The sequence below is a fragment of the Agromyces sp. P1_H4 genome (genome assembly GCF_056405255.1).
In genome coordinates, this window is record NZ_JBFUCL010000098.1 from 1 (window position 1) to 10,966 (window position 10,966).

The following is a 10,966-nucleotide window of genomic DNA, read 5'->3' on the forward strand; positions in this document are numbered from 1 at the left end:
CTATACCGCCGAGATCAACCCGCTCGCGCTCGGGTTCACGCTGCAGGCGCTCGTGAGCGTGCGCATCCGGCCGGGTGCCAGGCACCTGATGGAGCAGATCTCCGACGAGCTGCGCCAGGAGCCCGAGGTCGCGCAGCTCTTCTTCCTCGGCGGCACCGAGGACTTCCTCATCCACGTGCGCGTGCGCGACAGCGAGCACGTGCGGCAGTTCGTGCTGAAGAACCTCTCGGCCAACCCGGCCGTCGCGCTCACCGAGACGAACCTGGTGTTCGAGCACCACACGGCACTGTCGGCCGGACTGCGCGCGGTGCTCTGAGCGCTACCGCGAGATGGGCAGGATCTCCGAGAGGTCGAGCCCGTCGGGCGACTCGAGCTGCTCGTAGGTGCAGCTCTCGGGAGTGCGATCGGTGCGCCACCTGCGGAACTGCGCCGTGTGACGGAACCGGTCGCCCTCCATGTGGTCGTATGCCACCTCGACGACCAGCTCGGGGCGGAGCGGCACGAACGAGAGGTTCTTGCCCGCGTTCCACCGGCTCACCGCCCCCGGCAGCCGTGCCGACTGGTGCGCCTCCTGGTCGGCCCACTCGCCCCACGGATGCACCGAGAGATCGTCGGCGACGAGCGGCTCGAGCTCCGCGACGAGGCTCGCCCGGCGCGCCATCGGGAAGGACGCCGCGACTCCCACGTGGTGCAACCGGCCGTCTCCGTCGTACAGCCCGAGGAGCAGCGACCCGACGATCCCGCCGGTCTTGTGCCACCGGAACCCCGCGACCACGCAGTCGGCGGTGCGCTCGTGCTTGATCTTGAACATCGTCCGCTTGTCGGGCAGGTACGTGCCGTCGAGCGGCTTGGCCACCACCCCGTCGAGGCCGGCGCCCTCGAACCGCGTGAACCAGTCGCGTGCCTCGGCGAGGTCTGCGGTTGCCGGGGTGATGAAGACGGGGTCGGATGCCGCGGCGAGCGCCTCCTCCAACCCGCGGCGCCGGTCGGCGAACGGCTCCTCCATCAGGTTCTCGTCGCCGACGGCGAGGAGGTCGAACCCGACGAACGAGGCGGGCGTGGTCTCGGCGAGCATGGCGACCCGGCTCGCGGCCGGGTGGATGCGCTGCTGCAGTGCGTCGAAGTCGAGCCGCCCGTCGGAGGTGAGGATGATCTCACCGTCGATCACGCACCGCGCCGGCAGGTTCTCGCGAAGGGCCGCCACCAGCTCGGGGAAGTACCGCGTCATCGGGCGCTCGTTGCGGCTCCCCAGCTCGATCTCGTCGCCGTCCTTGAAGACGATGGTGCGGAAGCCGTCCCACTTCGGCTCCACGTGGCCGACGTCGGGGATCTCCTTCACCGACTTGGCGAGCATGGGCGAGAGGGGCGGCATCACCGGGAGGTCCATCCGTCCATCTTGGTCCGCTCGGCGACGGACCGCAGCCCCGAAGGCGAAGGAGGCGCGCTGGGTAGCACCGCCCCTCGGGCGGGTCAATCCCCTGTGCCCGCCGCGCGCGCGCGCGTACCGTCGAAGTCGGCGGACCTCGCAGTCRCGGTCGGCCGTGAGCGAGGAGTGAGCGATGACCGATCCCGCCCCCACCGATCCGAATGCGGCGGAGGAGCTCGACGAGGCGGTCGAGGCCGTCGAACAGCACCAGCAGGCCGAGCACGACGCCGACCCCGACGAGCACGTCGTCGTCCGCGACCCCGACACGGGTCACCTGAGCGAGGAGCCGGCGCAATGACCTCCACCATCGAGCCGGCGCACGACGATCGCCCGAGAACCGGCCACGGACTCCCGCCCATCGGCCTCTGGTGGCCGATGCTCGAACGTCCCCTGCAGCGCGAGGTGCTCGAGAACCTCGACGCGCCCCTGCGCGGCGTCATCGTGCGCCGCATCTTCGACCTCTGCGAACTCGACCACGAGCCCGTGCCCCGCGGCGGCGTGCGCCTCGGCGTGAACGAGCGCGCCTACATCGCCGGCTGGATGCACGCGGTCGACTGGGACTGACCGCTGGGACTGACGGCGCGTCGGATGCCTCGGCCGGCCCGACGGCGGGCACACTCCTGACGTGGGCAGTGAACGGGCGGTCGTCGATCGGCCGCGCTACGAGCGCGACACCGTGGAGTTCGCGCGCGCCTTCACCTTCTTCGACGCGGTGTACGCGTTCGCGCTGACCCTGCTCGTCGTCAACATCGATCCCCCCAGTGCGGTCGACTGGACCAGCCTTCCCGCCCTGCTCGCCAGCGGCCTGGAATGGCAGCTGTTCGGCTTCGCGGTGAGCTTCGCGGTGATCGCGGTGTTCTGGCGGGTGAACCACCGCATCGTCTCGGGGTTCCGCGCCGTCACGCCGGGCACCATCGTCGCGAACCTCGTCGCCATCGCCTTCGTGGTGCTCATCCCGTTCTCCACGCAGGGCATCAGCGACGAGGGCTCGGCGGATGCTCCCCTCGCGGTGGCCGTCTACGCCGTGAACATCAGCTGCGCCGTGTTCGCGCAGTCGGCGGTCTTCGCCGTCGCCCGCCGGGACGGCGTGCTCATCGCGCCGCTGCCCCGGCGTGCCGACAGGGTGAACTTCATCGACACGATGACCACTCCGGCGATCTTCCTCGCCTCCATCCCCATCGCATACGCGTTCGGCGCCGACGCCGGGCGCTGGACCTGGGCGCTGCTCGTCGTGGTCAACCCGCTCGTCGGCCTGTGGTCGTCGAGGCGGGTGGCCCGCATCGTGGCCGAGGATGCCGCAGCACGCGGCATCCGTCGTCGCGACGATCTCGAGCCGCCCACCGAGTCGCGCGCGTAGCCACCGCCGCCGGCACGTGCCGGAAGGGAGGGCCCGAAGTCAAGACCCTCCCGCGATCCGGTTCCGCCCGGAATGATCGATCCGATCCGGCCGGCGCATCCGCGCAGTTCCTCGCCGGCGTGCCCGGAACGGAGTGGAATGGGCTCTCTGCTGTACGACGCCGACCACGCGGCGGAGTTCGATGATCGGACCCTCGCGCACCTGCAGGTGATCATCGTGAACAAGCTGCGGCGGCGGGAGAGCTTCCCGTTCACCTGGAGCGACGAACGCCGCTCGATGACCATCTGGCTGAGCCCGCACACCCCGGTGGCGTTCGTCTACCACGGCAACCGGCGCCCGCGGCTCAACCGCGCCTGGCTCGGGGACCTGGCCCTCATCGCGAACTCGGCTGGCGGGCTGATCGTGGTGCCGGAGCCGCCCGAGACGGAGTCGGTGGCGGCCGCCGAGGCGCCGGTCGTCGGTTGATCGGTCGGATGCGCTCCCTGCGAATTCGACCGGAGGACTAACGTTCGGGCCGCTCCCGGCGTACGCTCGCGTTATATCGCGTTTGATCGCGCTATATCGCGTTCCTGCCGGCACGGGTCGATCGCCCGACGTCCGGGACGCGCCGTGGCGACGACGGGACGAAGGCGGGGACATGGAAGAGCTGGAGCGGCCGTCATGAGCGGCCTCGAATGGGTGCTGGCGGCGCTCGGGATCGTGATCGCGATCGGGGTCGCCTCGATCGTGACGGTCGTCCTCGTGCTGCGAGCGCTGTACCGACGCGTCCGTCGCAGCCGCGCCGTGGGCGGAACCGTCCTGCGGACGCGTGCCGCGCTCAGCCACGGACCGCAGCGGAGCGTCCTCGCGCTTCGCGTGCGCCTCGCCGAGACGCTCACCAGCGGGCAGTCCGCGATCGATCTGCTCGCGAGCGGCCACGGGCCGCGTGGCGACCTGCCGCGGCTGTTCCGGCGCATCCAGGAGGAGAGCGCCGCGCTCGACCTCCAGCTGCGGCTCATGGAGAGCGAGACGGACTCCGCCGTCCTCGGCGAGTCCCTGCCTGCGGCGCGGCACCGCGTCGAACAGGTGACGGGCCTCGTGGGCCGCATGCGCACGACCGTCGCCGCCGTGCTCGCGGGCTCCACCGACGACGTGCTCACCACGCTCGACGGCGATGTCGATCGCGAGATCGCCGCACTGCATGCGGGCGTGCAGGAACTGCGCCGGCTCGACGGCCACGAGGCCCCAGAACCGCTCCGGCAGCCGACCATCGTCCGCTCCAACCGCTCGACACAAGGGATCCGACCATGAGCAGCAACAGCGCGCGGATGCGCACCATCTTCCGCAGCAAGACCACGAAGGCCCTCGACAAGATCGAGGACCCCCGCGACACCCTCGACGACAGCTACGACCAGCAGGTGAAGCTCCTGCAGCAGGTGCGACAGGCGGTCGCAGAGGTCGCGACCGCGAAGAAGCGGCTCGAGCTGCAGGGGCAGGAGCTGGGCACGAGGTACGCCCGCCTCGGAACCCAGGCTCGCGACGCCGTCGTCCACGGTCGCGAGGACCTCGCCCGGGCCGCCCTCGAGCGCCGCGCGCTGCTCGAGAACCAGGTGGGCAAGCTGCAGCAGCAGTTCATGGCCCTCGACACGCAGACCGCGCAGCTCCAGGAGCGCGAGCGCCGGCTCACCGAGCAGGTCGCCGCGTTCCGCATCGAGAAGGAGACCATCAAGGCCACCTACACCGCGTCCGAGGCGCAGGTCCGGGCGAACGAGGCGGTCGCGGGCGTCGGCAACGCCATGAGCGACGTCGGCACGAGCCTCGACCGCGCTCGCGACCGCGTGGCCCAGATGCAGGCGCGTGCCGCCGCGACCGACGAGCTGCTCGCGAGCGGTGCGCTGCAGGACCTCACCGCCACACCCGACGCGGACATCGAGCAGCAGCTGGCGGCCGTGACCGCGAAGGCGGACGTGGATCGCCAGCTCGAGGCACTGCGCAACGCCGGAGCGGCGCCGGCAGGTTCGGCCTCGAGCGGACGCTCCCCCGGCGACGCCCCCGACGGGTGGCTGAGCATCGGACGAGGCTGAGCACCGGGGGTGACCCCGCACCCCGGTGAGAGAGTGCCCCTGGAGGGACTCGAACCCCCAACCCTTTCCTTAGGACGGAACTGCTCTTCCATTGAGCTACAGAGGCTGACCGCACGAGTCTACCGGCTCGCGATAGCGTGTCCTGCGGCGCCCGTGGCGCTCGAGAGCGCGGCCCGGCCGTGAGACGAGGAGTCGAGATGACCGGTGCGGAGACCACGAGGTTCTGGGTGGGCGCCTCGACGCTCGGTGCGCTCGGATCGGCGGCACGCGGCATCCGACCGCTCGACATGGCCGCCGACGGCACCGCGACGCTCGGCGACGTGGTCGAGGTCGGACCGAATCCGATGTACCTCGCGGTCTCGGCGGCGACGGGCGTGCTCGGCATCGTGCACGAGCTCGCCGACGGGCTCGTCTCGACGTGGACGGTCGAGGGCGACGAACTTCGAGCCTTCGGCGAACCCGGCCGCACCGGCGCCGCCGACCCCTGCCACCTCGCCTTCGACGAGTCGGGCGACTGGATCTTCGCGGCGAACTACTCAGGCGGCCGCCTCACGGCCCATCCGTCGGCTCCGGATGCCGCGGCCGACGCCGTGCACGTCGTTCCGTTCTCGGGCAGCGGGCCGAACTCCGAGCGCCAGGCCTCGCCGCACGCCCACCAGGCGGTCGTGGACTCCGCACGCGACCGGCTGCTGGTCGCCGACCTCGGGTCGGACCGCATCCGGGTGATCGCGCTGGACGCGCTGCCCGAGGGACTCCCGCATGACGAGTCGCGCGACGTCGAGGTGCATCCGGGTGCCGGGCCGCGTCACCTCGTGATCGCCGGCGACCTCGCCGTCGTCGCGAACGAGCTCGACCGCACGGCGAGCGTCCTCGACCTGCAGGCCGGTCGCGAGCTGGCCTGGTTCGACGTCGACGACCGGGTGGCGCCGCGCGGGCTCGGACTCTCGGCGATCCGCCTGACGCGCGCCGGCACGGTGCTCATCGGCGACCGCGACGCGGATGCCCTCGTCGCCATGCGGTTCGATCCCGACGCGCGTACGCTCGAACGCCTCGCCTCGGTGCCGACGGGCGGGCGGCATCCGCGTGACCTGCACGTGTCGCACGACGAGCGGTTCGTCCTCGTCGCCGACCAGGCCTCGGACTCGATCGCGGTCATCGCGCTCGACGAGGGCGTTCCGACCGAGGTCGTGGCCACCCTGCAGACGCCGGCGCCGGCCTGCCTGGCCCGCCTGCCCTGAACCGAACAGGGCTGGGCTGGCCCGCGGTCAGTTGTAGCCGAGGATCACGATCGCCGAGGTGGACGGCGCGAGCTCGTCGACCCACGCGATCTCGTCGAGTCGCGCCTCATCCAAGTCCTGCGTCATCGCCATCACCTGCCTCACCGTGGAATGAGGCCCAACGTTACCGAGGCCGCTCGACGAGATCACTGGCCAGGACGTCCAACAAATCGAGCGGATATCGCCATGGCGTCGACAACGGCGCGGCGCGGCGGGTCAGCCGGGCGGGTAGAGGTACAGCGCCGAGCCGGCCGGGATGGTGCGACGGTGGTAGGAGTGGTCGGAGTTCTGGTTGTACTCCTCGATGTTGACCGAGCCATCGGCGTTGATCGACTGCACGTAGGCGACGTGGTTGTAGGGGAACCAGGCGACGGCCCCGATCACCGGCTCGCTCGAGGTCGGCCACCCCTTGGCGGCCCATGCGTCGGCCCACGCGTACGCACTGCCCGATGCCAGGTTGCTCCAGTCCCACTTCCACGGGGCGCTGGTCACTCCCGCGTCGCGGTTGAGGCGCCACGCGACGAAGTCGACGCACTCGCGGTAGTAGTAGCGCAGCGGAGACAGGCCGCCGCCGTAGTCGTCGGGCACCTGGTCCCACCACGGGTAGTCGTCGCCCTCGGCCTTGACCGTGTAGATCGCGTAGCTGCCGGAGCCGCGTGACGCGAGCTCGGCCGCCCACGCGGACTGCTGCGCCTCCTCGGCGTCGATGCGGGCCTGTTCGATCTCGGCCTTGGTGGTCACCGCGTAGGTGTCGGACGACAGCGGGGCACCGCTCGCGAGTGCCGACACGTCGACGTCCTGCGCCTCGGCCCGCGAGAGGCTGAAGGCTCCGGATGCCGCGAAGCCGCCGACGCCCGGCATGATCGCGTAGGCCGGCAGGGCGACGGTGCCGACGATGGCGGGGACGACCAGCATCGTGGCGAACACGCGCACGGGCCGGTTGCGGCGCACCGTGCGCGGCGAGCCCATCACCGGGCGGGCCGCATCCCCCGCGGAAACCTGACCGGCCGTCGGCGCGGGAACGGCGGACACCGCGGCGGCCGAGCGTGCGCGGCGAGGGGCCTTCGGCGCGGTGCGACGGATGCGACCGCGATCGGCCGCTCGCCGCTCAGAGCGCGTGCGCTCGTGGGCGTCGTTCTCGTCGTCACCGTGCAAGTGTGGAACCTCCGGATCCCGCTCGAGGCCGCAGTGCGGCCCGGAGTGGGTTGGCTTCTCGTGAGATCTCGGAGGTCGGGGGTCTCCGGACTCGTACCACCATAGGGCACGTCCGCATGGATGTCACGGCGGATCAGGCTGCGGTGGCGAGGTACTCGTCCCACTGCGGGAGCGGGCGCTCGAATCCGCGCACGACCCAGCTGCGCCCCTGGGGCATGCCCGGCGTGAACCGGAGCTCCCAGCCCATCTCGGCCGGCGTGTGGTCGCCCTTGGTGTTGTTGCAGCGGAGGCAGCACGCCACGAGGTTCTCCCAGGTGTCACGACCGCCGCGGGATCGCGGGAACACGTGGTCGATCGTCGCGGCCGACCGGCCGCAGTAGGCGCACCGGTGCTCGTCCCGGCGCAGCACGCCCCGGCGGCTGACCGGGACCGCGTGCACCCGTGGGGTGCGCACGTACCGGGTGAGCAGGATCACGCTCGGACGTTCCCAGGAGCCGCTCGCGGCGCAGACGGGATTGCCCTCGTCGTGGAGGATGACGGTGGCCTTCTCGTTCATGACGAGGAGCAGCGCTCGCTTGAACGAGACGACGGCGAGCGGCTCATATCCGGCGTTGAGCACGAGGGTGCGCATGAAGTGCCTTTCGATCGGTGCTGGATGGCTTCCAGCCGCGTGAACGGACTGACGCGCCGAGCGCACGAAGGCGTGCCGGAGGGAGGGCCGTCGCCGAGGAACGCGATGCGCCCGGAGAACGAAGAACGGGCACCGTCATGAAGACAGTGCCCGTTGCGGCGTTCGCCCGGATCGTGCTCGGCTGACTGCTGCGCCGTTGGCGGAACTGCGCGCGCGCATCCGTGGAATGGATGCTGCGCGTCGCGACCATCGGCTTCCCCTGCCCGGTTCTCGGATCGTCAGGCTTCAAGGGTAAAGCACGAATGGCGCGCCAGGGCTTCCTGGCGCGCCTTTCGTGTGCGGTGTCACGAGATGTTCACGAATCAGATGCCGATGCGCACGATGTAGTAGTCGCTCGTCCAGATCGGCTGCACTCGCACGGAGGCGCCCTCATACGGTGCGTGCAGGATCATGCCGTTGCCGGCGTAGAAGCCGTCATGGCCGTCCATGATCACGAGATCGCCCGGCTGCGCGTCCGCCTCGGAGATGCGGGTGCCCATGGCTCCCTGCCCGGCCGAGGAGTGCGGCATGCCCACGCCGAACTGCGCGTAGACGTACATCACGAAGCCCGAGCAGTCGAAGCCGGCCGGGGTTGCGCCGCCGTAGACGTAGGGCGTGCCGATGTACTGCGTGGCGACGCCGTAGACGCTGCCGAGGTCGAAGTTCGGGTATGGCGGGTTCGCGAGGAAGTCGCCGACCGACGGGCCCGAGTAGGACGCCGCGTAGGAGGTCATCTGCGACTCCGCGGCCTGKCGCGCGGCCTCGGCGGCGGCGGCCGCAGCTGCGGCATCGGCCGCCGCCTTGATCTCCTCGGCCGTCGTGGCCGCATACGCGTCGGTCGTGACCGGCGCCGCGATCACGTCGTCGGTGACCTCGACGGACTGCGCCTGCGCCTTCGTCAACGCCGTCTCGGCCGAGGTGCCGAACTGCGGGCCCTCGCTGCCGGGGGTGAACGCGTAGGCGGGGATCGCGAGGGTGCCGACGATGCCGGCGGCGACGGTCATCACGAGGACGTTCGCGAGTCCACCGCGCCGCAGTCGGCGGGTCGAGGGCAACGGTGCCGCGGCGACCTTCGCTGCGAGTTCAGTGGGTGGGGTGGTCGGGGACTTCGTGGCGATCATCGCCTTCGAAGCGGCCCCTCGCGTCGTCTTCCGGGTCGGACGTCGCTGTGGGAATCGAGCCAAAACGTGTACCTCCGCCGCCCCACGACCGGTGCGGCCGTCCCACCTGGAGCGCAAGCTGCGCAGTCACGGGTTCCGGATCGAGCGGTGGGCGCCGGGGGGCGATCTCGATCCCGTTCCACCGGCTGGCTTTGGCGCCGGCGGACTCGATCGAGGATACGCGAGGGTTGGTCGAATGTCACATTCTGATCACGGAGTGGCCGTGATCAGGGATTATTCTCCGACGAAGATGTGACCGGCGACTTCGCTCGGCAGTTCGAGACCGCCATCGACACCGTCGACCTCGACGAGGATGTACGGCCCGGCTGCGCTGAACGACGCACGTGCGCCCGGCATCACGCCGGCGTGCTTGAGCTGGGCGAGCAGCTCGGGATCGAACTGCACGGGCTCGCCGAGGCGGCGCACGACGCCCCGCACCGGCTCGTCGCTGGCGGAGACCGCGTCGAGCACGCGCACCACGCCCTGCATGAACGGGTCGGCCGCGGGCAGGCCCAGCTCTTCGAGACCCGGGATGGGGTTGCCGTACGGCGACTCGCGAGGCCCGCCGAGCAGCTCGATCAGGCGGCGCTCCACCTGCTCGCTCATGACATGCTCCCACCGGCATGCCTCGTCGTGGACGTACTCCCACTCGAGGCCGATCACGTCGGCCAGCAGGCGTTCGGCGAGGCGGTGCTTGCGCATCACGTGCACGGCCTTGCTGCGCCCGTCGGGGGTCAGCTCGAGGTGGCGGTCGCCCGACACGACGACGAGCCCATCGCGTTCCATGCGGGCGACGGTCTGCGAGACGGTGGGCCCGGAGTGACCGAGGCGCTCGGAGATGCGCGCACGGAGGGGCACGATGTCCTCCTCCTCGAGATCGAGGATGGTGCGGAGGTACATCTCCGTCGTGTCGATGAGATCCGTCACCAGAAGCCCTCCCTGTCGCAGCCCGTCATCCAGCCTAGCGGCCGCCGCCCCCTCGCTAGACTCGTGCGCATGCCCAGCCTCGTCATCCCCAGTGACCTCCTGCCCGCCGACGGTCGGTTCGGCTGCGGTCCGTCCAAGGTCCGCCCCGAGYAGCTGGCGCATCTCGCCGCCGAGGGTCCGCGGCTCCTCGGGACCTCCCACCGGCAGGCGCCCGTGAAGCAGCTCGTGGGCCGGGTGCGCCAGGGCATCTCCGACCTGTTCGGCCTGCCCGACGGGTACGAGGTGGTGCTCGGCAACGGCGGCTCGACCGCGTTCTGGGACGCCGCGGCATCCGGCCTCATCGAGCGGCGGGCGCAGCTCTGCGCCTTCGGCGAGTTCGGCCAGAAGTTCGCCGGCGCCGCCGCGGCGCCATGGCTCCAGGCACCCGACGTGCGCAAGGCAGCGCCGGGCGGCCGATCGAACCCCGAGGCGGTCGAGGGCGTCGACGTGTACGCCTGGCCAAACAACGAGACATCGACCGGCGTCATGGCCCCGGTGGCCCGCGTCGAGGGCGACGACGGTGCGCTCACCGTGATCGACGCGACGAGCGCGGCGGGTGGCGTCGCCGTCGACCCCACGGAGTTCGACGTCTACTACTTCGCACCGCAGAAGAACTTCGCCTCCGACGGCGGGCTCTGGTTCGCCCTCTTCTCCCCCGCGGCGATCGAGCGGGTCGAGCGCATCGCCGCGGGCGACCGTTACATCCCCGAGTTCCTCTCGCTGAAGAACGCCGTCGACAACTCGCGGCTCGACCAGACACTCAACACCCCCGCGCTCGCGACCCTGCTCCTCCTCGAGAACCAGCTCGAGTGGATGAACGGCTCGGGCGGCCTCGCCTGGGCCGACGCCCGCACCCGCGAGTCCTCGTCGGTGCTCTACGACTGGGCTGAGC

General features: G+C 70.9%; 14 protein-coding genes and 1 tRNA gene. 9 read left to right on the forward strand and 6 right to left on the reverse strand.

Annotation, left to right across the window (positions count from 1 at the left end):
* Nucleotides 1-316, forward strand: a 316-nt coding sequence (locus tag AC1DY2_RS08215; protein ID WP_476761971.1) for an Lrp/AsnC family transcriptional regulator, incomplete at its 5' end; no start/stop codon positions are given.
* A 3-nt stretch (nucleotides 317-319) separates the two neighbouring features.
* Here the strand turns inward: AC1DY2_RS08215 and AC1DY2_RS08220 are convergent.
* Nucleotides 320-1,387 carry an ATP-dependent DNA ligase gene (locus tag AC1DY2_RS08220; RefSeq protein WP_476761972.1) on the reverse strand — a complete coding sequence of 356 codons (1,068 nt, stop codon included), beginning with the start codon at nucleotides 1,385-1,387 and terminating at the stop codon, nucleotides 320-322.
* A gap of 172 nt (nucleotides 1,388-1,559) precedes the next feature.
* On the opposite strand from AC1DY2_RS08220, the gene AC1DY2_RS08225 reads away from it, so the two are divergent.
* The 6 genes from AC1DY2_RS08225 (at nucleotide 1,560) to AC1DY2_RS08250 (ending at nucleotide 4,846) form a co-directional block, all read left to right on the forward strand.
* Nucleotides 1,560-1,724, forward strand: a complete 165-nt coding sequence (locus tag AC1DY2_RS08225; protein WP_159605097.1) for a hypothetical protein — start codon at nucleotides 1,560-1,562, stop codon at nucleotides 1,722-1,724.
* On the forward strand, nucleotides 1,721-1,990 hold the full coding sequence (locus tag AC1DY2_RS08230) for a hypothetical protein (RefSeq protein ID WP_476761973.1): 270 nt from the start codon (nucleotides 1,721-1,723) through the stop codon (nucleotides 1,988-1,990). The genes AC1DY2_RS08225 and AC1DY2_RS08230 overlap by 4 nt, the downstream gene beginning before the upstream one ends.
* Before the next feature lie 61 nt (nucleotides 1,991-2,051).
* Complete coding sequence (locus AC1DY2_RS08235) at nucleotides 2,052-2,783, forward strand: TMEM175 family protein (RefSeq protein WP_476761974.1); 732 nt, start codon at nucleotides 2,052-2,054, stop codon at nucleotides 2,781-2,783.
* Nucleotides 2,784-2,921: 138 nt separating this feature from the next.
* Entirely contained in the window at nucleotides 2,922-3,248 is a 327-nt protein-coding gene (locus AC1DY2_RS08240) for a DUF7882 family protein (RefSeq protein WP_476761975.1), read from the forward strand.
* Nucleotides 3,249-3,443: 195 nt separating this feature from the next.
* On the forward strand, nucleotides 3,444-4,073 hold the full coding sequence (locus AC1DY2_RS08245) for a hypothetical protein (protein WP_476761976.1): 630 nt from the start codon (nucleotides 3,444-3,446) through the stop codon (nucleotides 4,071-4,073).
* A complete protein-coding gene (locus tag AC1DY2_RS08250) occupies nucleotides 4,070-4,846 on the forward strand; it encodes a PspA/IM30 family protein (protein WP_476761977.1) in 777 nt (258 codons plus the stop codon). The genes AC1DY2_RS08245 and AC1DY2_RS08250 overlap by 4 nt, the downstream gene beginning before the upstream one ends.
* Nucleotides 4,847-4,880: 34 nt before the next feature.
* On the opposite strand, the gene AC1DY2_RS08255 is transcribed toward AC1DY2_RS08250, so the two are convergent.
* Nucleotides 4,881-4,952, reverse strand: a tRNA-Arg gene (locus tag AC1DY2_RS08255).
* Between the two features lie 91 nt (nucleotides 4,953-5,043).
* Between AC1DY2_RS08255 and AC1DY2_RS08260 the strand changes: the two genes are divergently transcribed.
* Complete coding sequence (locus AC1DY2_RS08260; RefSeq protein ID WP_476761978.1) at nucleotides 5,044-6,084, forward strand: lactonase family protein; 1,041 nt, start codon at nucleotides 5,044-5,046, stop codon at nucleotides 6,082-6,084.
* Nucleotides 6,085-6,339: 255 nt separating this feature from the next.
* Here the strand turns inward: AC1DY2_RS08260 and AC1DY2_RS08265 are convergent, their stop codons facing one another.
* The 4 genes from AC1DY2_RS08265 to AC1DY2_RS08280 form a co-directional block, all read right to left on the reverse strand.
* The gene (locus tag AC1DY2_RS08265) at nucleotides 6,340-7,278 is read right to left on the reverse strand and encodes a CHAP domain-containing protein (RefSeq protein WP_476761979.1); all 939 of its coding nucleotides are present in this window, start codon (nucleotides 7,276-7,278) and stop codon (nucleotides 6,340-6,342) included.
* A gap of 133 nt (nucleotides 7,279-7,411) precedes the next feature.
* Nucleotides 7,412-7,909 carry an HNH endonuclease gene (locus AC1DY2_RS08270; RefSeq protein WP_309977661.1) on the reverse strand — a complete coding sequence of 166 codons (498 nt, stop codon included), beginning with the start codon at nucleotides 7,907-7,909 and terminating at the stop codon, nucleotides 7,412-7,414.
* A gap of 362 nt (nucleotides 7,910-8,271) precedes the next feature.
* Nucleotides 8,272-8,952 carry a C40 family peptidase gene (locus tag AC1DY2_RS08275; protein ID WP_476761980.1) on the reverse strand — a complete coding sequence of 227 codons (681 nt, stop codon included), beginning with the start codon at nucleotides 8,950-8,952 and terminating at the stop codon, nucleotides 8,272-8,274.
* A 390-nt stretch (nucleotides 8,953-9,342) separates the two neighbouring features.
* Nucleotides 9,343-10,035, reverse strand: a complete 693-nt coding sequence (locus AC1DY2_RS08280; protein ID WP_309977658.1) for an iron-dependent transcriptional repressor DtxR — start codon at nucleotides 10,033-10,035, stop codon at nucleotides 9,343-9,345.
* Between the two features lie 69 nt (nucleotides 10,036-10,104).
* Here AC1DY2_RS08280 and serC point away from each other — a divergent pair.
* Nucleotides 10,105-10,966: phosphoserine transaminase (gene serC / locus AC1DY2_RS08285; protein ID WP_476761981.1), on the forward strand; the 862-nt coding region annotated here is incomplete at its 3' end.